Source organism: Robertmurraya massiliosenegalensis JC6 (assembly GCF_000311725.1).
GTDB classification, from domain to species: Bacteria; Bacillota; Bacilli; order Bacillales; family Cytobacillaceae; genus Robertmurraya; species Robertmurraya massiliosenegalensis.
Genome location: NZ_HE978515.1, coordinates 245850 through 271407 on the forward strand (window position 1 = coordinate 245850; position 25558 = coordinate 271407).

General features: G+C 37.7%; 20 protein-coding genes. 4 read left to right on the forward strand and 16 right to left on the reverse strand.

Annotated features, from left to right (window positions below):
- Positions 1–79 precede the first annotated feature (79 nt).
- Positions 80–277 (forward strand): alpha/beta-type small acid-soluble spore protein, encoded by a 198-nt coding sequence (locus BMSHG_RS17510; RefSeq protein ID WP_019155764.1) that lies wholly within the window; start codon positions 80–82, stop codon positions 275–277.
- Between the two features lie 46 nt (positions 278–323).
- Here the strand turns inward: BMSHG_RS17510 and BMSHG_RS17515 are convergent, their stop codons facing one another.
- Positions 324–2432: a peptidoglycan D,D-transpeptidase FtsI family protein gene (locus BMSHG_RS17515; protein WP_019155765.1), complete on the reverse strand. Its 2109-nt coding sequence runs from the start codon at positions 2430–2432 to the stop codon at positions 324–326.
- A 214-nt stretch (positions 2433–2646) separates the two neighbouring features.
- On the opposite strand from BMSHG_RS17515, the gene BMSHG_RS17520 reads away from it, so the two are divergent.
- The gene (locus tag BMSHG_RS17520; RefSeq protein ID WP_019155766.1) at positions 2647–4734 is read left to right on the forward strand and encodes a metallophosphoesterase family protein; all 2088 of its coding nucleotides are present in this window, start codon (positions 2647–2649) and stop codon (positions 4732–4734) included.
- A gap of 23 nt (positions 4735–4757) precedes the next feature.
- Here BMSHG_RS17520 and BMSHG_RS17525 read toward each other — a convergent pair whose 3' ends face one another.
- The 15 genes from BMSHG_RS17525 to BMSHG_RS17595 all read right to left on the reverse strand — a co-directional run bounded on the left by BMSHG_RS17525 (position 4758) and on the right by BMSHG_RS17595 (position 24237).
- On the reverse strand, positions 4758–6005 hold the full coding sequence (locus BMSHG_RS17525) for a glutamate-5-semialdehyde dehydrogenase (protein ID WP_019155767.1): 1248 nt from the start codon (positions 6003–6005) through the stop codon (positions 4758–4760).
- Complete coding sequence (proB, locus tag BMSHG_RS17530; RefSeq protein WP_019155768.1) at positions 5998–7122, reverse strand: glutamate 5-kinase; 1125 nt, start codon at positions 7120–7122, stop codon at positions 5998–6000. The genes BMSHG_RS17525 and proB overlap by 8 nt, the downstream gene beginning before the upstream one ends.
- Before the next feature lie 558 nt (positions 7123–7680).
- Positions 7681–9225, reverse strand: a complete 1545-nt coding sequence (locus BMSHG_RS26475; RefSeq protein ID WP_019155769.1) for a hypothetical protein — start codon at positions 9223–9225, stop codon at positions 7681–7683.
- A complete protein-coding gene (locus BMSHG_RS17540) occupies positions 9222–10022 on the reverse strand; it encodes an ABC transporter ATP-binding protein (protein WP_019155770.1) in 801 nt (266 codons plus the stop codon). The genes BMSHG_RS26475 and BMSHG_RS17540 overlap by 4 nt, the downstream gene beginning before the upstream one ends.
- 81 nt (positions 10023–10103) lie before the next feature.
- A complete protein-coding gene (locus BMSHG_RS17545; RefSeq protein WP_019155771.1) occupies positions 10104–10775 on the reverse strand; it encodes a GNAT family N-acetyltransferase in 672 nt (223 codons plus the stop codon).
- Complete coding sequence (locus BMSHG_RS17550) at positions 10765–11652, reverse strand: carbon-nitrogen hydrolase family protein (RefSeq protein ID WP_019155772.1); 888 nt, start codon at positions 11650–11652, stop codon at positions 10765–10767. The genes BMSHG_RS17545 and BMSHG_RS17550 overlap by 11 nt, the downstream gene beginning before the upstream one ends.
- 70 nt (positions 11653–11722) lie before the next feature.
- Entirely contained in the window at positions 11723–13441 is a 1719-nt protein-coding gene (locus BMSHG_RS17555) for an ABC transporter ATP-binding protein (RefSeq protein WP_019155773.1), read from the reverse strand.
- A gap of 193 nt (positions 13442–13634) precedes the next feature.
- Positions 13635–13934: an anti-sigma factor family protein gene (locus tag BMSHG_RS17560; RefSeq protein ID WP_019155774.1), complete on the reverse strand. Its 300-nt coding sequence runs from the start codon at positions 13932–13934 to the stop codon at positions 13635–13637.
- Positions 13924–14448, reverse strand: coding sequence for an RNA polymerase sigma factor (locus BMSHG_RS17565; protein ID WP_019155775.1), 525 nt, complete (start codon positions 14446–14448; stop codon positions 13924–13926). The genes BMSHG_RS17560 and BMSHG_RS17565 overlap by 11 nt, the downstream gene beginning before the upstream one ends.
- On the reverse strand, positions 14449–14712 hold the full coding sequence (locus tag BMSHG_RS17570) for a zf-HC2 domain-containing protein (RefSeq protein ID WP_019155776.1): 264 nt from the start codon (positions 14710–14712) through the stop codon (positions 14449–14451). It abuts the gene before it with no gap.
- Entirely contained in the window at positions 14705–16045 is a 1341-nt protein-coding gene (locus BMSHG_RS17575) for a hypothetical protein (RefSeq protein ID WP_026073510.1), read from the reverse strand. Before BMSHG_RS17575 ends, BMSHG_RS17570 begins: the two co-directional genes overlap by 8 nt.
- A 92-nt stretch (positions 16046–16137) precedes the next feature.
- Positions 16138–16659: a hypothetical protein gene (locus BMSHG_RS17580; RefSeq protein WP_026073511.1), complete on the reverse strand. Its 522-nt coding sequence runs from the start codon at positions 16657–16659 to the stop codon at positions 16138–16140.
- Positions 16660–16776: 117 nt separating this feature from the next.
- Entirely contained in the window at positions 16777–18684 is a 1908-nt protein-coding gene (locus BMSHG_RS17585; RefSeq protein WP_019155777.1) for a beta-propeller domain-containing protein, read from the reverse strand.
- Positions 18685–19169: 485 nt separating this feature from the next.
- Positions 19170–20318: an acyl-CoA dehydrogenase family protein gene (locus tag BMSHG_RS17590; protein WP_019155778.1), complete on the reverse strand. Its 1149-nt coding sequence runs from the start codon at positions 20316–20318 to the stop codon at positions 19170–19172.
- A gap of 148 nt (positions 20319–20466) precedes the next feature.
- On the reverse strand, positions 20467–24237 hold the full coding sequence (locus BMSHG_RS17595) for a S8 family serine peptidase (RefSeq protein WP_019155779.1): 3771 nt from the start codon (positions 24235–24237) through the stop codon (positions 20467–20469).
- 314 nt (positions 24238–24551) lie between these two features.
- Here BMSHG_RS17595 and BMSHG_RS27730 point away from each other — a divergent pair, with 314 nt between their 5' ends.
- Together BMSHG_RS27730 and aroD are read left to right on the forward strand one after the other, a co-directional pair.
- The gene (locus BMSHG_RS27730) at positions 24552–24650 is read left to right on the forward strand and encodes a YjcZ family sporulation protein (protein WP_019155780.1); all 99 of its coding nucleotides are present in this window, start codon (positions 24552–24554) and stop codon (positions 24648–24650) included.
- A 145-nt stretch (positions 24651–24795) separates the two neighbouring features.
- Positions 24796–25545, forward strand: coding sequence for a type I 3-dehydroquinate dehydratase (gene aroD / locus BMSHG_RS17605; protein WP_019155781.1), 750 nt, complete (start codon positions 24796–24798; stop codon positions 25543–25545).
- Positions 25546–25558: the final 13 nt, after the last annotated feature.

The following is a 25558-nucleotide window of genomic DNA, read 5'->3' on the forward strand; positions in this document are numbered from 1 at the left end:
GTTAAATCAACTCGGTTACATTAAAAATGAGCAATTGATTGATGATCAATGCTCAAATCATGCAAGGGAGTGATGTATCATGGCAAGAAACAAACTTTTGGTTCCTGGTTCTGAAAATGTTCTTAACCAAATGAAAGAGGAAATCGCCAACGAGTTTGGGGTACAGCTTGGTGCAGATACGACCGCGCGTGCAAATGGATCAGTTGGAGGGGAGATGACGAAACGACTCGTCCGACTCGGTCAACAACAATTGCAACAAAATAATGAACAACATTAAACAAGGAATCGGAGGCGCCATTTAGTGCCTCCGATACTTCGTAACATTAATCTGAGTTAACGTTTTGCATTTTCTTTTCTTCACGTTGTTTTTTTAGGTTAAAATAAGCGTCCATTGCTTCTTCACCAATAGTTAGATTTGCTTGATGAACGCTCTGTCCTGTGTATGCCCACGGAACAATGACTGCAATGGCTACTTCGGGTTTATTATAAGGTGCATAGCCAACAAAACTTAAATTTATCACACTAGGTGGCTCATCGTAGTTTTTTCGATCAGGGCCATCATAAAACGCCTGTGCTGTACCTGTCTTCCCTGCAGGCAAATATTCTTTTCCGGCAAAGAATTTACTTGCCGTTCCTGAAGTTGCAACCTGACGAAATCCATTTTGGACCGTTTCCATCCAACCAGATTCTAGATCTAATCGATTTAGTATTGTCGGTTGGATTTCTTCAAATAAAGGACCTAGCTTATCTCCCTCCATAATCGGCTCACGAATTTCTTTCACAAGTCGTGCTTGAACACGATTTCCACCATTGGCAATCGTTGAAACGTATTGAGCGAGTTGCATTGGTGTATACGTATCGTACTGTCCAATTGATAAATCTAAAAGGAAACCTGGTTTAGTGGCTTCTCCTTTAAAACCAATTTGTTCATTTGGAAGATCAATGCCTGTTCGAGTCCCTAAACCAAATTGGCTAAAAGACTGTCTCATCGTATCAAATGCAGCAGGACTAATTCTTAATGGCTGATTGTATTCATACCTTGCTCCCGCCATTCTGATAGCTGTGTGGAACATATAAACGTTAGAGGATACCCTTAATGCCCCAACAGGATCTAGTGTTCCCAAATTATTACTGTAGGAACCTTTTAAAGGGGTATCTTTAATTTTAATTGGCGTATCACGAATATATGTATTTGGTGTAATAGCACCTGTTTGAAATCCAGTTAAAATCGTTGCCCCTTTCACAGATGAACCGACATTATAGGATGTTGTGATTGTACCTGCAGCGAAATCTTGCATTTCCATTTTTCCTGTCTCTTCATTTTTCGCAAGTTGCTTCCCTGCCATTGACAGAACTTCCCCCGTATTCGGATCCATCATCACCACAAAGGCTCTGTCTAGAAAACCAGTTCTAGGTTTTTGCTTCGCACTCGTAAGATGCTTCTCTATAATTTTCTCAACTTCCAGCTGTAAGTCCATATCAATCGATAACACAAGATCTTTTCCTCTTTGTCCTTCTGATACTACTTCTGTACTTAACGTATTTCCTGTTTTATCGGTAATATTTTTCACTTTTGCTTTCTGTCCATGCAAAACATCTTCATACTGAGCCTCAAGATAGCTTTTTCCGACGCGATCGTTTAGACTATAATCCCTTGCTAGGAAATAGTCTAAACGCTCCTTCGGCAAGCCTTCGTTCGTATTTGTAACTCCACCTAGAATTGTTCTTAACGTTTTATCAAATGAATACGTCCGATCCCAATCTGTCGTTGTATCGACTCCAGGCAAATATTGAAGGTTTTCGCTCACAATCGCAAATTCCTCGTCAGTTACTCCTTCATTTTTAACAATTTGTGGTGTTAAGGCATAACCACTGCTAAAGATTGCATAAATGCCAATAATTTCGAGATCTTGCTCTGTTAATTCTGCTAAATCTTCTTCGGTTATCCTCTCTAACTTTAGGTCATATACCTTTTTGTCATATTCCTTCTGATCAAGTTCATCCTTTAGTTTTTTCCGTTCTTCTTCAGGGACTTTTTCATCGCCACGCTCAAGATTTTTTGTCAGCCAGTAATCTTTTTTATCTCGTTCCTGCACTCTTTTTGGCTCGAAGTCAATGAGTAAAGCAAGCTTTTCCGCTACCTCGAGCATCTCTTTCGCACTTACTCCATAATTCGTATATGTAATGGCGTTTTTCGGAGTATTATCTACAATAATGGCTCCGTTTCGATCAAACATTCTGCCACGTGGCACGGATTGACTGACGATAACATCTTCTGTTTTCTCAATGTCTCTCTTATAATCTTCTCCTTTAACAATTTGAACGACTCCCAAACGTAATACAAGTATTGAAAACATGGCAAAAACAGCAAAAAATAATAGATTAACACGGAAGGGAGCGTTGGATTTCTTTTTCTTTTTTTCCGGAAACATATGTGACCTCCTCTCCAATATTCTTCTTTATATTAGACTAAAAATATATGGAAAAAGTTTCTTTTTTTCGAATTTTTATAATAAGAATCATTCAGTATGTGCTTTATAAGGATTCCATTCAAGAAAGAATCTAACCAAAATGGGCTAGAGCACACGTAATAGCGATAAATGAATATACTATCATAACTCTAACTTATTGGAGCTGTGATGTTCAATGAAACTACCAAAACTTTTAGCAGGACCTATTATTCGCAGAGTCGAACCTACAAAAGCCTATATATGGGTTGCCATGAGCGATGCCTTTGAAATCATTGCCGATTTATATGAGATTAAACATACCTCCTTTCAATATGAATATAAATATGAACCAGTCTCGATTTACACGAAAGTAAATTCAATGAAACTTGGGAACAATCTTTATATATATTTGATCGAACTTTCACCTAGGATGGGTCTGTTCCCGCAGCAACAATTATTCGGTTATAATCTTCATTTTACATGTCCGGATGAAACTTTTGATCTAGGAAGTTTAGGCTTACTTTCATCGAAAAATGAATTTTCCATCACATACCATCATGTAAAATATCCTACTTTTTTTCTCACGAATCAAGATAAAAATATTTTATTTGGTTCATGTCGAAAACTTCATGGAAAAGGTAAGGATGCATTAGAGAGTGGTGACATGAAGCTGAAAGAAACCTATTTTGATAAAATGAACAGACCTAGCTCCCTATTTTTAATAGGGGATCAAATTTACGCAGATGATGTAGCCGATCCCATTATGCCTTTCATCTCTGATGTTGCATTGGAATTGACGAACGATCAAGAAAATGTCACGAATATAGATGAACGGCTGAAGAACGAACATTTTAAGAAGGCGCTCAATCAAGTTCATGGTAGACAATTTATAATAGAGAATTTTTGTAAATTCACATCAAGTAAAGGGCATAATCATTTACTAACCTTCGGAGAGTTTGCAGCGATGTATCTTCTAAGCTTTAGTCCAGAATTGTGGCAAGTGGCAAACGAAGAACATCTCATTCCTTCCTTTGACGAACTCGTAAACAAAGAGAAATATTACTTTATTTATCCGAAAGAAAATGGCTATGAGGGGGAGCATGCAAGAGAATTTCTGGAGCAAAAAAGACAGTACGATCGTCATCTAGAAGAATTAATCCGGTTCCAGCAAGCATTACCAAAGATTCGAAGATTATTAGCCAATATTCCCACCTATATGATCTTTGATGACCACGATATTACAGACGATTGGAATATCTCTTTAGAGTGGAGTGAAAATGTAAAACACGCGAATTTAGGAAAACATGTAATTGCTAATGGATTAACTGCATTTTTTGCCTTCCAAGGATGGGGAAATGATCCGAAACAATTTGACCATCGTTTTACGTATCATATTGAGCAATATTTAAATACACTTCATCCTCACTCCGTTACGTACCGATACTGGATCGAGACGGTACTAAAATTTGATAAATGGTCTTTTGTTGCACCAACGAATCCATTGGCTTTATTTCTAGATACGAGAACGAAACGCTCCTATGACCTCACACCGAAACCAGTTCAACCTCTAAAAGCCTCAAAAGAAATAACAACTGGACCACGATTAATCAATGATGAAGGGTGGGATATTCTTTCTCAACAACTTCACAAAAGCGGATGGAAAAGTAACAGTCCCCTTATATTAGTCTCACCTGTTCCATTTTATGGAATCAGATTATTAGAAAGGCTCCTATACCGTTTTGTCATGCCACTAAAAAGTTGGCGACTACCCGTACAAACTGCTTTTGATTTAGAACTTTGGAGATTCAACGGGAAAGGCTTCTATGAATTTCACCGCCGCATTGCACAGTGGAATCCAAATCACTGCGTCATCTTATCTGGGGATACTCACATCGCCTCAGCTTTAAAGACAAAAGTACATTTTGAAGACGAACAAACTAGATATGTACACCAATTGACAAGTAGTCCACTTAAAAATGAAAGCTTTTCTACTTTATCCAAATTCTTATTACAACGGATTCTGAAGGGTTATCATTTATTGAAAGGAAAGAATGAACTCCAACGCTCGTGTGACTCTACCTTTAATCTTCTCTATCATCAAAAAAATTCAACTAAGGGGAAGTCCTACTTATGGAAAGAGTTCATCCAGCCTTACACATTATCGAACAATACGATTGTAGAAATGGACAGCAATTTAGGGTATCTATCGCTAGAAGACGACCGTCTTGAATTAAAGTTATTACAGAATAAACGCATGGACCGAAAGGATAAAACCTTCAAATAGGTGGTTTGTAGGCAATGACTATATTACTCTCTTATCTGTCCAGTACCCAAAATATAATATTTGCTTGATGTTAACGCTTCGAGTCCCATTGGGCCTCGAGCGTGTAATTTTTGCGTACTAATCCCAATTTCTGCACCATAGCCAAATTCAAAGCCATCGGTAAATCGAGTAGAAGCGTTGTGATACACTGCTGCCGCATCCACTTTCAACATAAATACTTCAGCATTTTCATTTGTTTCTGTCACAATCGATTCCGAGTGCTTTGTCCCATATTGATTAATATGTTCAATTGCCTCATACACATCACCAACCACTTTTACACTCATTTTAAGTGCTAAGTACTCCGTTGCCCAATCCTCCTCCGTTGCCGGCAAAGCTTTCTCATAAAATTGGACGACTCTTTCATCTCCGAAAATTTCTACCCCGTGATTTGATAAAGCGGTTAATAATTGGGAACCATGATCTTTAAACCACTTTTCGTGAATAAGTACGGTCTCAATTGCATTACAAACAGATGGACGTTGGGTTTTTGCATTTAAAATAATCTTCTCTGCCATCTCATACTTTCCTGACTCATCTACATAGACATGACAATTCCCTGCCCCAGTTTCTAATACCGGTACGGTCGATTCTCGTACAACCGTATCAATTAACGCCTTACCACCTCGAGGAATAAGTACGTCTAAATAATCATTTAATGTGAACAATTCCTTCGCCGTTTCTCTACTTGTATCCTCAATCAGTTGTACAGCATCAAGAGGAATAATCGTTTCTTCAAGTGCTTGGTGGATTACTTGAACGAGCGCTTTATTTGAATAATATGCCGAGGAACTTCCCCGAAGAATAACGGCATTCCCTGTTTTTAAAGATAAAGTGGCGGCATCAATGGTCACATTCGGACGAGCCTCATAGATCATGCCGATTACTCCGATTGGAACTCGATTTTTTTTTATCAATAAGCCATTGTCTTTCTCGATTGTTTCAAGATTACTTCCAATTGGATCCTTTAACTGCACTAATAGCTTTATCGCCGCTGCCATGTCCTCAATGCGTTTCGAATTTAGCATGATTCGATCAAGCACATTGTCAGATAAACCTTTTGCTTTTCCAGCATGCAAATCCTTTTGATTTTCGGCAATCAACTGCTCTTTTTCAAAGATTAATTTATCGCCAATTTTTAATAAAGCTCGATTTTTTTCTTCCGTCGTGACTCCTACTAATTGATAACTAGCTGCTTTTGCCTTTTGACCTTTTAAAATAACCTCACTCATGTTCATCTCTCCCTTCATATAATTGAACCCACTGGTCCCGATGGATCACTTCATTTGTCGTATATATTTTTTCTGATTGGATTTCTTCCTTCCCTTTCCCCATCAGCTTGCGAATTTCATCGGAAGAATATAAAACCTCACCCTTTCCTAAAAAGCCGCTTCGACCATATACTTCAACAACATTCCCTTTATCAAATACTCCATCCACTCCATAAATTCCTGCAGGAAGGAGACTACTCCCATGTGAAAGTAGAGCTTCTTCCGCACCTTGATCAATAAATAATTTCCCTGCTATTGGTGAATGTAGAGAAATCCATTGTTTATGATTTTTCACAGTCGAAAGGAATTCCTTTCCGATATACGTTCCATCACCCTCTCCAGTTAGAATCCGGAGGAGCTTATCCTCTCCTCTTCCTAAACCGATAAATGCTTTCACCCCTAATGAGATCGCCATCTTTGCTGCGAGTAGTTTTGATTTCATTCCACCTGTTCCAACATTTGAACCAGCTCCATCCGCTCCATCAATCATTTTTTCCGTAACATCCTCTAAAAAATCAAATCGTATCGCATCACGATGATCTCGAGGATTGCGATCATATAAGCCATTAATATCGGTCAAAATAATGAGCTGATCAGCATGAATCATGCCACTAACTAGTGCTGATAGCATGTCATTATCGCCAAAGGTCAGTTCCTCAACAGAGACCGAGTCATTTTCATTAATAATAGGAAGGATCCCCCGCCCCAAAAGTTCTGAAATCGTTGAATACGCATTGCGATAACGCTCTTTTTTAGAGAAGTCATTTCTCGTTAAAAGGATCTGTGCTGGCGTGATCCCAAATGGCTCAAGTTCTCTAGCATATGTTTGGATCAAAAGACTCTGCCCTACAGCTGCTGAAGCTTGTTTTCCTTTTAATGTCACAGGTCTACTTGGATAACCAAGTTTTGTGAACCCAGCTGCTACTGCTCCAGAAGAAACAAGGATAAGTTCATGCCCTGCTTTCCTCGCTGAAACGATCGCTTTCACATGATCACCTAGTTTTTCTTCATCGATCTCCCCTTTTGAATTCGTTAAAGAACTACTGCCAATTTTAACTACGATTCGTTTCTTATCCATTATTATTTTTACTCCTTTATATCAGGCTATTTTCGTTTGGATTATCGTTTTTTGAAAGGACCTAACGCCCTGTTGCATCGTTCCACGGATGAAAGAAGCAAACTCTTTTCTCTGTTGTGTTTGATTCTATCAATAAGGATCGTCCATTTGATATTTTTGAAAGAGCCTTAAATAAAGATCAAAAAACCCTTTTCGCCCTCATAAATAAGGACGAAAAGGGTTGAACTTTCCGTGGTACCACCTTGTTTGAATGTTAATACATTCCACTTAAACTCATAACGCTGAAGATCTGCGCCTATGTTTGCATAGGACTCTAAAGGTAGGTTCCGCAAAGCTCACGTGATGGAATCTCTCAGCTCATAAATTCCACTCTCTTACACTTTCGCTTATGGCGTACTAGTCCTTCATTAACGTTCAATATTTTTATATATTATGCCGAGTTCACGGTCAGATGTCAAGAGGATTTTGCTTTTGGATCGCTTTACTTCGAGATCTGAAAGGATTTGCCCAAATAATGATTTGAACGATCACTAATAATACCGTATATAGCCATGCTCCCTACGGGATGAGAAGAGCGAGGTAATGAATTCCGAAGAAGAGAGCAATTACGAACATAAACGGCAACACTTTTAAGCCCATTTCCTTTTGTGAGTCATCAAATGATTCTGAAAAAGGAAGTGATTTCAACAACGTTTTCATACAAATATAGGCGAACAAAAGTGAGCTTAATAAGACAATCATTAGATCTGGAATAATTCTAAATCCAAAAATAAAGATAAATATAAGACTAACTGACAAAAATACAGGTAAGTACAAATTGACAATAAATGCTTTCATGGTTCCATTGTATAAGGCATGCCAATCTTTAATCGGTGCTGCCTTATAGATCCATGCCCCTTTATATTTACCGGAATACTTGATCATCATCACTGCAGTAGGGATCACGATCGAGCAAAAATAAATCGATAAATACCATCTACTTGAGGCAATTTCTGAATAAGTATTAATCGTCAACTGATTCATGATAAAAATAAAGGGGAAAACGAGGGAGAATCCTAGACTCGGGTAAACCTTTAAACGAAACTCCCGTTCATTTTTCATCATTAGTTCTGAAAAGCGATAAAACGCCTTCTCTTCTTTACTAAAACACAGAATATTCATTACCCAACGCTTAAATCCAGACTGTTTCTTCCCCTTCGTTCCATTATGGTTGGACAGCTTTTGTAGATACTTCTCAAAGGCTGGCATCATTTTAATATAGACAAACATTGCACTAATTGGAATGACAAGAGCTATCGTTGATAAACCAATATAAAATGGGGTGGATTGACCTTTTAACAACCATTCAAAGGGAGCCCCATACCAGATAGGCGGGATCAAAAATTGCCACCAACTTGGTACGAAGACAATATCAAGATTCATTAGATCAAAGGATCTAGCAATAAATTGATAGCCAACTGCTATCGTAATTGATAAGCCGATTTGTACATAATTGATGAGATCCTTTAGTTTTTCCCCATCAAAAAATTTAAGAATCGTAAAATAGATCATAGCCGTTACAACGACAATCAGCATATTTATTAAAATAATTTCAAGCACAAAGATAATCGTAAATAGAATCCCATGCTTAATTAGACCAGCAATCATACTCGGAATTATCAAAGCTCCTGATAGAAAAAAGAGATAAATACAGACGTGAATCGTTTTTGCCATACTAATTGTCTTTCGTTCTACTGGCTTTGTAGAGAGTACCGTTTTGTCTCGAATATCCAATAATACGGAGGAAAAATCAGAAATCATTGAAGTCATCGTTAAAAACATGACGACTCCAAAAATAATACTTGTTTGAAACAAATAATGATCGCCTAAGATCATAAAGGGAATTAATAGAGCTCCTAACAGAACATACATCCATAATGATTTTAAAAAATGATTTTGATCTGGATTCTTCTTTTTAGATTGGTTAAAAATCGTTGGAACTCTCCTTTGATCCATCAGAAGCTTAACTTGAAGAATTCGCCGCATAACGTCATAGTCAATCCCGAACTTTATGAAGATAGGTTTGAATAAATCTAGGAACTTTAATGTTTGGAACTCTCTCATTCTCGCTCACCTTGAATAACACGTACAAATTGTTCGGCAATTCCCTTATGTTCATGAAAGCCAGTCAATTGATTAAAGATTTCCTCAAGTGTACCTTCTGTATTTTGCGTCTTTAAGTCTTCAAAACTACCATCTGCCACTATTTTTCCACCATTAAGTAAGATTATGCGACTACTAATTTTCTCAACAACGTCCATTATATGTGAAGAATAAAAGACTGTTTTCCCTTGTTGCGCAAGCTGGGAGAGTATTTCTTTAAATACCATGACACTATTGGCATCAAGTCCGTTAATCGGTTCATCAAAGAAAAGTAGTTCTGGATTGTGTAACAAACTAGAGATGATCAAAAGCTTTTGCCTCATCCCTTTTGAAAAAGAGGATATTCTCGCATGGTATTGTCCACGCAAACCGAACAAGTCCATCATTTTTTCTGATTTTTGCTCTACTTCCTCAAAGTCAAGTCCATATAATTCACCGATAAAGGTTAAATATTCATATGCGGTTAAATTATCATACATCTCTGCAATTTCTGGTACATAGCCTATTTTCCGTTTGTAATCTACATTATTAATAATGTTTTCTCCAAGTACTTTAATTTCCCCAGAGTAACCTTCTTCTAATCCTAGTAAAATCTTTACGGTCGTACTTTTTCCAGCACCGTTTGGACCAATATATCCGATGATTTGGCCAGCTGTTATTTCTAAATCAATTCCCTTTAATACTTCCTTTGACCCGTAACTTTTTCGAAGTTCTTTTATCGATAAAACAACGTCGCTTTGATGTTCGATTGGAACCACCTACTATTCTATTAATAATGTTATCTTAACATATATTCCCAACTTAAAAAACCTATGGGAATAGTTCCCATAGGTTTTTAATTACATTTTTTGGAACGGATTTTTCCATTCCATTAGAACCCCGTAGTGATGAGATTCTTCATCTTCTAAATAATTTTCAACTAGTCCGATTGGTGTTCTTCCACATTTTAAGAGGAATGATATCACCGGATCTTTCACCTTTCCTCCAACAACTTCCTCTACATATTGCTGCGGACTTAAACGGTCTGCAAAATGATGGTAGCCCGGCATTCTACCACCACCGAGTAAACGGTCGAGTCCTTTTTGAATCACCAGATGATACATCGCCTGCATCATCATTTTGCCTACACCTAATTTCCGATATTTGGGTCGCACGCTGATGTCCACAATATAAAGGGTGTTCCCATTTGGTAAATGGGTTCTAATATATCCATTGTCTGTAATATCCTCCCAAGTATGGTTCGGATGATTCGGGTCAAAATCAACGAGCAAACCCGTTAAAGAACCTGCTAGCTCTCCATCAACTTCCATACAAATGGCACCTTCAGGAAACAATGTTGTATGATTCTTTAATTGTTCCTTATTCCACCATAATTCTGCTGGAAATGGTGGTGGAAAACATTCTGACTGGATTTGAATGAGCTCATCAAAATCATTCATATGATAACTTCTGATAACCGCAGGCAGCGTCTTCCCTTCATCAAAAACATAGAATTCACTTCTATAGCTCATTGATTTCGTCCTTACTTGATTTTTCCCAATCGACATATAGATCTGTACGGCGATCTCTCCAAGTCGTTACTGCACCTCTTTCACGTACTTCGTAAAGTAGAGCCAAGTCCAGGTCAGCAGTAACGATCATATCATCATTTAATTCACCTTCAGCCATAATCCCTTTTGGTGGAAATGGAATATCATTCGGCGTAATCACTGCCGCCTGACCAAAGTTGGCTCTCATAAAGTCAACTGTTGGCAATGAACCAACTGTACCTGTTAGCACAACATACACTTGGTTTTCAATCGCTCTGGCATGACTTGTATAACGAACTCGATGAAAACCATGGCGATCATCTGTACAAGATGGACAGAAAATAACGTCTGCCCCTTTCGCCTTTGCCATCCTGACAATCTCAGGAAACTCAATATCATAACACGTTAAAATAGCGATTCTACCTTTATCCGTATCAAACACTTTAAAATCTTCACCAGCCGACATATTCCATTCTTCTACTTCTGTTGGTGTAATGTGAAGCTTCGCTTGTTCCCCCACCCTTCCATCGGGATAAAAAAAGTGTGCAACATTATAAAGCTTACCCTCTCTTTCTATCACATGGGTACCACCAATGATGTGCATATTGGTCGTTTTCGCTAGTTCTGAAAACAGTCTTAAGTAAAGTTCTGTAAAGTGCGGTAAATCATTTATCGTTAAGGCAGCACCTGTTTCGTCTCCGATAGATAGAAGTTGCGTCGTAAAAAACTCAGGAAATAAAACAAATTCTGCTCCAAACTCTTGGGCAGTTTTAACATAATGAACACATTGATTAGCAAACTCTTCGAAGGAGCTTACTGTTTGAAGTTTGTATTGTACAGCTGAAACACGAAGCTTCACGATAAATTCCCCCTTTTATTTAACTTAGTCTTTTTGTACGAACCATCCTTAGCAAAATAGAAAAGAGCATTTAACTTTGCTGATATTGTACGTTATGAAGATTGGCAAATATTCCACCACGTCTAATTAACTCATCATGACTTCCTTCTTCTGCAATTCCATCTTCTGTTACGACTACGATACGATCAGCGTTGCGAATCGTTGCCAATCTATGGGCAATAATTAAAGTTGTTCTATTTTGGGCGAGATCATTCAATGCCTTTTGGATAATGAGTTCTGTTTCTGTATCCAAAGCCGATGTTGCTTCATCCAAAATGAGGATTGGTGGATTTTTCAAAAACATACGAACGATAGCAATTCGCTGCTTTTGCCCTCCAGATAGCTTTAATCCTCGCTCCCCGATTTGTGTCTCATAGCCTTCAGGAAGAGAATGAATGAAATCCTCTAAATGCGCACGACGTGCAGCTTCTCTAATTTCTTCATCCGTTGCATCAAGGTTACCGTATGCGATATTTTCTTTTAATGTTCCAGTAAAAAGGAACACATCCTGTTGCACAATCCCGATATTGGAACGAAGGGACCTTTTCGTCATATCCCGCAGATCGATACCATCTATTTTAATACTTCCTTCATCAACATCATAGAAACGAGGAATCAAGGAGCAAATCGTTGTTTTCCCAGCACCTGAAGGCCCAACAAAAGCAACAGTTTCACCTGCGTTAATTTGCAAATCAATATTCTCTAATACTTGTTTACTTTGATCGTAAGCAAAGCTCACGTTCTGTAAAGAGATGTCACCGTGTAAACTTCCTACTTCGATCGCATTCTTTTTATCTTGTACTTCTGGAATTGTATCGAGCAACTCTGTGAAGCGTTTAAAACCAGCCATTCCTTTTGGATAGAGTTCCATTAATGCACTGATTTTATCAATCGGTTTAAAGAGAACATTAACATAGAGGACGAATCCGACCAATTCACCGTATGAAAGTGCTCCAGTAAAACTCAACCATGCACCGTAAACTAACACGATAAGAATAAACAAACGAGTCATCATATACATTCCAGCTGAAGTATAAGACATTACTTTATAGGCAGCTAATTTAGCGGTACGAAATCTTTGATTATTGGTTGTAAACCTAGATATCTCAAATTTTTCGTTTGTGAATGATTGTACGACACGCACTCCAGAAACAGCGTCTTCCACACGAGCGTTAATATCGGCAATCTCACCATACATTCTTTTCCAAGCTTTGTTCATATGAATATTACAATACGTAATTAACCAAATGAGAAATGGTACGACTAAGAACGTGACAAGCGCTAGTTGGACATTAATCGTGAGCATAATCCAAAAAGCACCTACAAAAGTCATAACCGCAATGAATGCATCTTCTGGCCCATGATGGGCTAATTCCCCAATATCAAATAAATCATTTGTAACCCGACTCATGACATGACCTGTTTTTGTATTGTCAAAAAAGCGAAATGACTGCTTTTGCACATGCTGAAATAATTCCTGTCGCATGTCAGTTTCAATATTAATGCCAAGTTTATGCCCCCAATAGTTGACGATATATTGGAGGAACATACTCATTAAGTAAAGAGCAAGCAAACCTGCACTTACTGACACAATCATCGACCAATTTTCATCTGGTAAAAGATCATCGATAAACCATTGAACAGCTAGTGGAAATGCCAACTCCAATAAAGCCACGATAATGGCACTAGTAAAATCAAGGGTAAATAATTTCTTATGCGGTTTATAGTAAGCGATAAAACGACGAATCATGATTGTAAATCCTCTCTGAATAACATATTTTTCAAATCTGCTCTCCCTGTTTGCAAACTACTAAAATATATCATAACCATCACTATTGAAAATGTAAATCATTCTAGATTGAAAAATAAGTTGAATTCTTTTTTTTCAGATAACAACCATAAAAATAGCTTGAGTTCCAAACTACTAAACTCAAGCTTCATGACTATTTAAGTAATTCAATAAGTGTGAGCACGAGCGCATAAACACCAACAAATAATAAGCTCCCTTTCATAATAAGACGACCATAGTATTTCTTCCACAGCTTTCTTTGATTGTCAACTACTACTTCCGATTCATCATCTGGTACTGCTGGATCGATTTCAATTGGTGTCTTCATTAAATCATATAATTCCCGGCACTCTTTACAGCTTTGTAAATGGTTCTTAACTAACTTATTCGTGACCGGTGAGCAATCTCCTTCGACATAAAGCGGCAACAGATCTCTAACTAAGTTACACTTCATTTCTATCATCCTCTTGAATGCTTAAATGGTTTCTCAGTTCAAGCTTTGCTCGATGCAAATTCGTCTTTACCCTGGAAAGTTTCCAGCCCAGAATTTCAGCGATTTCATCGTAGGAAAGATCTTGATATTCTCGTAATATTAAAACTGCTTGATAATCTTCTTTTAATAAGTGGATGGCACTCATAACTTGTTCTTGTCTTGCTTTTTGGGCAATGGCATCTTCAGGGTTTTTGTATGTTTTCTGCTCTAATGAGTATGTTTCTTCAAGGGAATGTTGACTAAATTTTGTTTCACGACGATACCAATTGATAAAGGTATGATGACTAATCGTATAAAGCCATGTTTTTATACTCGATTTTCCTTTAAATGTGGCTAATCCATTAAATGCTTTCAAAAATGTGTCTTGGGTTAGATCTTGAGCTAATTCCTTTTTTCTCGTACGTTGGAGTAAATATCGATAAATTTCTTCATAGTAAAGGGCGTAAAGCTCCTCTAACGTTTTCCAGCCGCTCATTTACCACCAGTACCAAATGGACATCCATATTGAAAGAAAACTAAACAGGCTATACATCAACATCGTCATCAGTCGAATTCCCCATATTTTATCACTCTCTTCATCATCTACCAGTACGTCATCCCTCTTATTCCAGCCATTGTGACAATAAGGGCACTTCTTCTCATGCTCCCTCATCCAACTTTTCGTTTCTTCCTCTACTTCCTCATCCACATACAATTCATACAAATCTTGAAATATTGCACACTCTTCTTTTTTATTCATAAAGAGAGACCCACTCTTTCGTTTCTATATCTACTAAATAGAGACGATGCTCTGATTGTTTATACGGTTGAATGACGATTAACCACGCTAATCGTATTTTGTCATTTTCATCTATGACTTCAGTTAGTTTAGCCCTTGACGCATACGGTGTATAGTTAAGTTCTTTGGCGACAGTCTCATAGGCTTCTCTACTAGATTCTACTTTCACATTGTGACCTATTTTTCTATAAATATCGATACTTTTCTCATACGAAAAATACGCTTCGCCCTCTGTATATCCAAAATCGTGAACATAGGAAAGTTCCATATCTTTCGGTTCTTTTTCTCTCCACTCCCAAGAACTATATATCCTCTTTCTTTCCCAGTTTAGTGGATTGATGTTTTTGCTCCTAAATACCTTCCTAACAAGTTCATCAAAGTTGATTTCTTTAGAGTTTGCCAATTCTCCGCTAAAATAGAGGACCTCGCCTGTGTGACCATCTAAAAAAAGAAAGTCGTCTGTTGAGGTAGAAATGGAGATTTCGATCTCTCGATTGCTATAACCATATTGTAAACCATCAATGGCATACGCTGGAAGCTCTTGACCAAGTAGTTCATACCAATCCGACAAGATCGTTTCAATATCATCTGATGTTACTTGTACATTCCTCATGCTTTCAATTGGATATAAATTCAATCGTTCTTCAAAATGGATAAGCGAATCCTTTTCCCACGTAAAGTTTGTATTTACAAATTTAAAGCCTCTTGCTTCACTACTAGCTCCTAGAACAGTGCCATCTGTAAGCTTTGGTGCCAATTCAACAAGGACTTGATTATTTTTTTCAACAACCGTACTCACAATTTGCTCATCATCAAGTAACGTTCTTCCCATCCTTTCTAATAATTGCTTAGACATCTTCACATATTCTTCTTGGGAATGTTTTTCTCCGACTGGCTCCGTCTTACGATGAAGCTGAAATACTGCGCCAGAAATTCCATGAATCTCAACGGCATAATTTTTTGACTTGAGATAATAGCGATTATGGAAATCTTCTGTTTCAGGCTGTTGAAATGAAAACTGTTCGTCTCCTGTCATATTCTTTGCCAGTTCTTTCGCTTCCTCTAATTGGACTAAATTGGTGGAATCAAAATATCGAAGTCTTACTTCCGCATCTGTACTAGCAAGTGCTACATCCCCCAAATTGTATATGGGGTTGCACAAAAAAAGAAATAGGATTGCGACACATAGTGAAAACGGACGTTTCAGATTTTCTAACCACTTGAACTCACTCTTTTTAATGAGGTGATAGGTCATTAACAAGCCCAAGAAGACAATTAAATTGGACAACTCCATGATTTTAACACCCACAAGAATTCCGATTAAACTAACACTAACTACAATGAAATAAAAGGGGATAATTGTAAACCAACGAACCTCCCAATAATTTAAAAAAATAAATATAGACTTCCAACGACAATCAAAAGAATATTAAAAAATCCTATAAAGTCTGAGAGATTAACATCTCCATCTACGATAAACATGATGATGCTAGTGATTAATTGTAAAGATGGAAGTGTGAGAACAGCAATGTCAAAGGTATAAAACAGTCCTTTCATCTTCTTTTGCTTCAAGGTAACAATATAGTAAAAACCAATAACGATGATGTAACCAAAGAATAAAAAATGTAAGAATTGCCGTAATGATGGCTGCCGATCATTGTAAACGGCAGTAATTTCAGTGATATTTGCTTGATGTAGCATTTCAATTGATAAACCAATTAATAGGACAAGGCGTACCGCAAACCCAATATAGGTAGCGAGTCTTGTATCATTCCATTTCTTATAAAAAAAAGTAAGGATCCCATAAATAGCAAGAGCCGTCAATGACCAAATAATAATCCCTTTGCTAAAATGACTCAAATAAAAATGATTATCAATATATAAAACGAACCTACTAATAAACTCCATCCTATAAACCCCTTCACAAATGCTTTATGAGCTCATGTTTTTAGACAAATATACTAAAAAAAAGTTTCAATAAAGGGAAAAAAGCTCAAACTTGTGATTTGAGCTTTTTTATTAGACCTAATTCAGTAATAGTTCGCCTTTTAACTTATAATTCGTTAATGAATGTGAAGTAATTTTTGAATTAGAAAGGACGTACAGGGTATCGTCTATATAGAGAAGCCTCCTAATTTCATTTTCCCATTCTTCATATGGTTGATTCCCTTCCATATGACTTATCTCAGACTTTAATTGGAATCCTTGATTGAGATCTATATTGTAAACTTGAGCCCCTTGAAAGATGAAATTCTGCTCGAACTCCTTCCCTTCTACTTCTTCATAAATAGTAAGAGGGAAAGCAAAGAGGTTTTTTCCCTGATCAAATAACAACGCTTTATGATCGTAATTTAATGGTGAGTAAGTTCCTCTTCCACCAATCACTTTTGTGAATTTTTCTTTTGGATTTTTCATATCCGAAACATCAAATAATGATAGCTTTACCCCTTCCGTTAAAATTAACGGCTCACTGGACTCTTTAGATGGGACCACCTTCGTATCGTAACCAAAACCGATTAAATGATTTTCATCAAACGGATGCAGATAGTTGCTGAATCCAGGGATTTTCAATTCACCTAAAACCTCTGGTGCTTCTGGATCGGATGCATCAATGACAAATAAAGGATCTGTTTCTTTAAATGTGACCATATAGATTTTTTCACCCATAAAACGCGCTGAATAAATTCTTTCACCTCTTGCTAAATCATCTATTGAACTAACCTTTTTTAAATGTTCATCAAAAATGAATAGATGGTTGGAAGAGGGGTTCTCATCATTCCACGTATTCCCTTTTGTTGTGACAACTCGAAAATAACCATTATGTTCATCCATTGAAAATTGGTTTAGAATGGAGCCTTCAATTTCAGAGGAACTATGGAATGTTACGTCCAAATCATTTATGGCATATTTATAAACAGTCGTACGGACTGAATCGACTGTTCCATCGATTAATGGTCTAACAGCCCAATTTTGTAGGGCAAGATACAAATTCCCCTTCGACATATATAATTGATTTCCACCACCTAAATAGGTCGTAATATGTGCCTCTTCTTGCGGTTTAGCTAAATCAAAAGCCGCGATAGTAGTGTAATTCCCTTCCTTCGATTCTGGAAAAATTTGAATTTCATCGTAGTCCACGATGAGACTTTCAGCACTTACACTACTATCTTTATAGCGTGGTCTTAAATCAAGATCTTCATTTTCTCGCAATAGCCAATATTGAGGAAATTGATTGGTCACAACATACACTTTGCTATCAATTTTCCGCATCGAAACAATATGTCCTTCTAGAGAAATCGTTCTTTCTTCGATAGGTTTATTAGGGTTCTTGATATCGTATACAAGCGCCTTCGTCATCTCATTGATAGGCGCGATCATCATTTTATCCGCCCCTTCTGATATCTTCGGCTCTTTCCATTCTTCATGACTATATCCCACGATTAGCAGTTTATTGTCATGGAGAAACAGTTCTGTCGGATTAAAAGTACTTGGAAAGGAAAGAGAATGGAGTAGCTTCATATCATCGCCATCGTTTGCATCCACAATATTCACTTTCCCATCCACTACTTGAAAAATATGACTGCCATTGCTTTTGACAAGATCTGCTTCGTCAACCCCTTGTACTTGAATATTTGTTTCAGAAACATCATAGCTCTCACTACTCTCCTCAAATGCTCCACTACTATCTTCTGCGATTGATTGGGATTCTTCTGTCATAAAGAGACGAGTTCCTTTTTCTTCTCGAATCAATTCTTTGAAATACTGATTCAACTTTTCTTTTGATGAAATGACAGATGGTGTGTCTATGTTATTGACATTAGACGGAGGTGCTTCGGCCTGCTGAGAGTCGTTACCTTGGGTGATAAAGAAATAAATCGTTACAGGAAGGAGTATAATAGCCACTCCCGTATAAAATAACCATTTCCTTTTCATAATAAATACCTCCTTAAAAAGTAAGTGCTAACTTTTTTATATCAATCAGAAACGAGTATTGACATATGTAAAAAAGATGTTCACTTTCTTTGACTTCAATCAAGTTGGTAAAGTTACATAAATGTTACAAAATTTTCTAGATCGTTTGGCAAAGAAAAAAAGCTCCTACAACGTGTAGGCAGCTTCGGTTTGTCTCATTCAAATTCAAACATCTCTCACCCTTAAGCGGAATTTTTCCTGTTATCTCCTCAACGGAGTCTCTTTTAGGAGAAATAACGGAAGATTTTCCGCTTATGGAGAGCAAAATCGTTTATTTTGACGTTTTTTGAGGGAATAGCAGGAATTTTTCCTGTTATATCAGCTCTTTTTCTAGATGCGTTCTCATTAGCAGGAATTTTTCCTGTTATTTTTTCATAGCGATACTCCTCGAATACGAATTCCTGCTAGACAACAAAAAACCGCCTTCGGTTGGCGGTTTTTATCGTTCAATTTGATGCTATTGCTTTTTTGGCTAATATTTGTATCGTCATATCATCCATTGGCGGATTATGAAGCCCTGCTCTCACATCTCGATAATAACGTTGAAGAGGATTTTGTTGCGAAAGGCTTCTCGCCCCCACAACACGCATAGCTAGATCGACCACATGGAACGCTTTATTTGTTACGGAATGTTTGACCGCTCCAAGTTCAGCGTTTAATCTCAGCCGCTCCTCTTCGGTTGAAGAGTCCCATTGCTTCGCAACCGAATAGAGAAAATGTTTTGCCTCCAATATGGTTAACTCCATTTCTCCGATCCGCTGCTGAACAGTTGGGATATCGCTAATCGTTCCTGATATGCTGTTCGGTGAGTAACTCTTTGCAAAGGCAATTGCGTATTTTTGAGCTGCTTGAGCTATTCCTAAATAACAGGCAGGGATATGTAACATCCAGCCATTAGCCGATTTCTTTCCTGGAACGAAACGCTCGACAAAATCCTCACTTTCAACCACTACATCCTTTAATACAAGGTCATGACTTCCTGTACCTCGCATCGCAATACTGTCCCAAGTCTCTTCAATTTCAACACCTGGTAAAGAACGGCGAACAAGGAAATTTCCGACTACATCAGAATCGATTACACTCGCACTGACAATAAAATAGTCCAGTACTGGTGACATCGTTGTAAACGTTTTGCGACCGTTAAGAACCCAGCCCTTTCCCGTCTTAGTCGCTGTCGTTGTTGGCTTTCCACCTCTTGTTGGACTGCCTGTTTGAGGTTCACTGGCTGCACCATTAAGCAAAGCTCCTTTTTTAACATCTTCCACTATTCTTTTATAAACCTCTTCACTCCAGATTCGTTTTTCAGCTAAATTTTTCAATATCCCCATATGCCAGCCGATCGATAAAGCCGTTGCTCCATCACCAATGGCTATTTGTTCCTGTAAACGAACGAGTTCATATAGGGTAATCTCTTCTCCACCAAATTCTTTTGGAAGTGTTAATTGTGTGTATCCTGAAGCTTTCAGCTCTTCGATATTTTCAAAAGGAAAAGATGCTTCCACATCTACTTTTGCCGCTCTTGCGAAAAATCGTTCCGACATTATTTTCATTACGTTTAGTTTTTCTTCTAATGTTGTTGCCTCTTGAAATTGCATTCCCTAACCCTCACTTGTTATTCCTACTATATCAATAGGAATTGTTCTTTTCTTTATTATGGATCAAATCCCTTCTTTGCACAATCAATATACAAAAAAGCAGATTGAATGGAGTCAGTAGACTCATTCAATCTGCTTTCACATTTTTTTACTTTTTACCTTTACCAGGTTTTTCTTTCTTTGGTGCTTTTTCACCCTTTTTTAACTTATAAAGCTCAATTGTTTCAATCGTTTTATTTCCTGCAAGATCTTCAACTTCAAAGGTGAAGGAGTTCCAACCATCTTGCAAATCCAATGTATAGTCGGAAAAGACTTTGTTGAAGCTTCTCATCACATAAGGAGCTTTTAACTCTTGGAAAAACTCTTCACTTCCATTGTAATAAAATCGAATTTCATCAAAGTTATCTGTTACTTGAATATCAATAACTGGATTTTTAGCATTATGCTTAATGTATTGGTCTTTAGGGAGTCCTTTTACTGCCAATACTGGCGCTGTGCTATCCACAAAAACATCACGCTTAATGGAGAACTCATTGCCAGCATGATCAATGGCCCTCACTTCTAGACGATGAAAATTATCTTCTACATCAATGGTTGAAGCAAATTCATATCTTGCTGTTGCTTCATTATACTGGAATGGAATTTTTTCACCAGCAATCATCAATTCCTTTAAACCTGATTCATTTTCAACCACATATCCATTTACCTGTAGTTCTCCAGAATTGTAAACTTCTAATGCTTCAGGATTTACTAAATAGACAAAAGGCATCGTTTTATCGCTGCTGCCAGCTTCCACTTTCTCCTCCGCTATGTTCCCAGCATAATCATACGCAACTACTGTCACTTCATCAAATGAAGCGTCTTCAGGTAGCGTGTATTCAGTTGTATCACCTGGAAGCGGTGTTTCAAGAATAGAACTTTCGTCTACTAAAATATCAATATAGGCAATTCCAGAACCCTTTTCGTTATCTGCAACATTTAAAGCTAGCGTTGACTCCGTTAATTCAGCTTCAATACTAGGAGCTACAGTGTCTACTTTAACTGGGATTGAAACAGTTTGCCAGTCTGCATCAGGGAAATCAATGACCGTGCGAATTTCAAAATAGTATTGTCCATCTTCTGCCGTTGCATTTTGGATCTTTCCATCCCACTCCCATAATGGATTCAATGTATAATGAGGGCTTAATCCGCCATCATAATAATTCTTCCGTATTTCATTATCTGTACGCAATTTTCTAATTTCATTTCCATCCTCATCAAGAATCGCTAACTCTACATTTTTAGCATTCCGGAGGAAAGAAAGAATCGGAATGATTTCATCTTGAATATCATCACCATTAGGAGAAAAAGCGACATTTTCTTTTGAAATTGTTGCGGTGATCGGGTCATAACCTAAATAGTTGTAACTATCTTCTCCTGCATCATAGACCGCTCCGCCCATACCATAAAAGGACTCGTCATCATAGACCATACCATCAATAATTGGTGCTTGGTCCCAATCTCCGTTAAAACCAACGTAAGGAACAGTTATAGTGGGATTAACATCTGCAGGATCGGTCATCGTAACAAATCCTTCAACAAAATATCCGTTAACGAAAACATCTTTGGCTGGGATTAAATCTCCAGTCGATGGTTCAATTACTGTTGCATTCGCCAATTCTGCCGTTACTGTAAATGTTACAGACTCATTGGCAGGAACCGTAATCTCGGTTGCGGACTCCCCATTTATGAGAATACTAGCATCATAGAGTGGAGCTGCTTCTAAGACGTCTAGATCATAACCCAGTTCTCCCCAACCTGCAAAATCTGTTTGAAGATTTGCTGAAACATTATAGTTAACAGCTTCGTCACTGTAGTTTTGTGCTGTTAATGTAAATTCAAATTGATCGTGGATTTCTTTTAAAGCTACTTTTCCTTCATTGGTACGGTTTTCTGTAACGATAACTGGCGTTTTCAAAGCAGAATGAAGTTGCATGATCCCTGCACCTTGTCTTCTTGGTGAATAGGGATTATCCCAACCAAATACACCATTGACAAAGCCCTGATCTTTAATTGGACTAGAAGTATTCATAAGCAGATTCTTAGCAATATTCACTCTTTCAAAACCAGTCACACCAAATTCATTATCTACTCTTTCAAGTACAAGCGCCGCACCACCAGAAACATGTGGAGCTGCCATCGATGTTCCACTCTTCATGCCATACTGATTATTTTCTAGGGTAGAGTATATTTGACCCCCTGGTGCCGTAATTTCCGGTTTAAAATCTAAGTTCGGTGTTAAGCCCCAAGACGTAAAAGCACTCATTTTTCCACCTTCAGGATTTGGTGCAGTCGTCTTTTCCCCATTAAAGGTAATGGAAATCGCTTGTCCAGCTAAAAGAGCCGAAGCTAGTTTGTCTCCATCTGATTTCAGCATAAATAACTGCGGGATCGTTATGGCTGCTTCTGTGGCCATATTAACATATCCATCAGCATTATTATAAATGATCACCCCGGCTGCGCCTGCATTTTGAGCATTTAATGCTTTTTCTGTAAAAGCAAGCTCTCCTCTTTGGATGAGCGCATATTTTCCTGCTACTTCCGCAAGTTCCTCAGGATACCCTAAACCACCATAAACGATATCGAATGTTTTTGTTTGTATATCATTTGGATGTGTATTCCCAGCTGAAAGGAATGGTGCTTTTTCCTCTTCACCATCTAACAAATAATTGACCGCATCCAAATCCATGAACGTATTTTCTACTGATGCAACCTGTAGAGAATCATAGGCAAGACCAGGAGAACCAGATACGCCAATATCCGGATTTGAAGCTAATGGATTGGCCCAACCGTTACCGAGGTGAGCAGAGTTCCCTGCAGAAATCGACATAAGTACTCCATTTTCAACCGCTCTAGTGATTGCTTTCTGTTCCATCGTTTCTGCTGAAACAAAGCCTGCGGTTGAACCTAGGCTCATATTTAATACATCTGCGCCTAAAATAATCGCATCATCAATGGCCTTGACATAAATATCCCCGTAAGTTGTTGTAATATTAGGATCATTTCCAAAAACCTTAAGGGCTAATAACTGTGCTTCAGGTGCTACTCCCTTAACGCCTCCATTTTCCTCATTTCCATTTGCCCCAACCGTACCAGCAACATGCATTCCATGCATAGATGCGCCAGGAGCAATATCACGAATGATATTATTTTCATCCATATAATTGTATCCGTAAGGGACTTTATCGGAAAAGTATTGACCATTTAGCCCGTTCTCTCTTATGTACTTATTAACATCATTCTTTTTCAATGCTGCATCCTTTTTCGAAGATAGAACCATGTCACGATGGGCAGGATCGATTCCTGTATCAATTACTCCGACAATCATTCCTTCACCTTTGAAACCATAATCTCTCCATGCTTCTTGGGCTTGAACAAGTTCTTTACTGTACACCATATCTGGAGATTCTTCTGGACGTTCATATTCCAAAGTGATTTGAACTTCCGCTACTTCCGGAAGCTTTTCAATTTCTTGAATATCTCCATATTTCACTTCAGCACTAAATCCGTTTAAAACAGTCGTAAATGATTCTTTCTCACGAAAATTAATCTTCTTCTTTTTAACTTTCTCTTTTACTTTTCCCTGCTCTTGAAGCTTTGCTGCTTTTAAGCTTTTCTTCGTTGCTTCCGGGAGCTCTTTATAACGTTTGCCTCTCTTTTGTGCATACTCAACAACAGGCTCTGATTTCATTTCAACGATAACACGTACCGTATCAGATGGAGCGTATTGTTTTTCGAACTCTGACTTGGAGATCGACTTAGTGGCTGTTACGGTCCTTTGTGTCGTTTCCTTCTGTTGAGGAAGGGTTGCCCCTGAAACAGAAGTACTAAACAAGAGCAGAACTAATAATAAGATCGATAGTACTTTTAACTTCTTCATATAGTCCTCCTTTTAGTCAAAAAGTATATAAATTCTGAATATTCTTGATGTGTTTCAAACTTATCATAGGAATGAATTCTAGGGATAGTGACCGAGGACTCAAAGAATGCTAAATATTCTAGTTATTTCGGATTATTTTTTCAGTTGAACCATAGTTTAAGAATTTATTAGTATGCAAAACAACAAGAATTTCACATTTTTACTAATTTAGGCGATTGGAGTCGTCTACTTGTCCAACCCTCTGTTAACGTTTTTCATATGATATTAGCGACAGCAATCACCAAGCTGTTAGTTGTGAACTGGAGGTGATCTTAATGAGCTATGAACAAGGAGGAAACAACTCAAGATTCGCGCTAATTGTTGTTTTATTTATTTTGCTAGTTATCATCGGAGCTAGCTATATGGGTTACTAAACTAAAATAGACTCTTCGCCACACACCAGTTTGCACTAAGCGCCTCTTCAGGCGCTTTTTGTTTGCTAATTCTAGATAAAATCATCTGTAAATGGTATGCTTTTTTCAAGTATAGGTTCATCCGGACATGAAGGAGAATAGGTAAATGCAAAAAAAATTACAATCGATAAACCATCCTTACATATGTGCACCGATCGTTGGAAGAACGAAGAATGAATTATTAGTAGAAATCGAACGAGTGAAAAGGCAAAAACCAGATTTAATCGAATGGAGAGCTGATTTTTTTGAGGAGTTACATGATGTTGATGAAGTGATTGTACTGGCTAACAAACTAAAGGAAAGCCTAAGAGACATTCCCCTTCTTTTTACAATACGGTCAGAGGTAGAGGGCGGAAATCCTATATCATTATCTGAAAATGAAATTAATACACTACTCGTTGCAATTTGTGAAAAAACATCGATTGATCTTATAGACTATGAATTACGCAACCCGATAGAAAAGATTTCTCATATTCGCAAAGTTTCTAACAAACATGGAAAGCTCCTTATTTTATCGTATCATAATTTTAACTCGACGCCTTCAAATGAAGAACTCCTACAAATCTTACATAAAGCCGCTTCATACCATGGAGATATCGGAAAAATCGCAGTCATGCCGAATTGTCATGCTGATGTCATTCGATTACTTCAAGTAACTGAAGAAGCAAAAAATAATCTCCCTATATCAATAGCCACAATGGCAATGGGTGATATCGGTGCGATTAGTCGGATGGCTGGATGGATATTTGGTTCAGACCTTGTTTTTTCAGTTGGAGATAAACCTTCAGCACCTGGACAGATTTTAATTGAGGATTTGCGAATGCTCATCCAAACGATGAAAAAGTATCAAGCATAAAAAAAGCATGTTA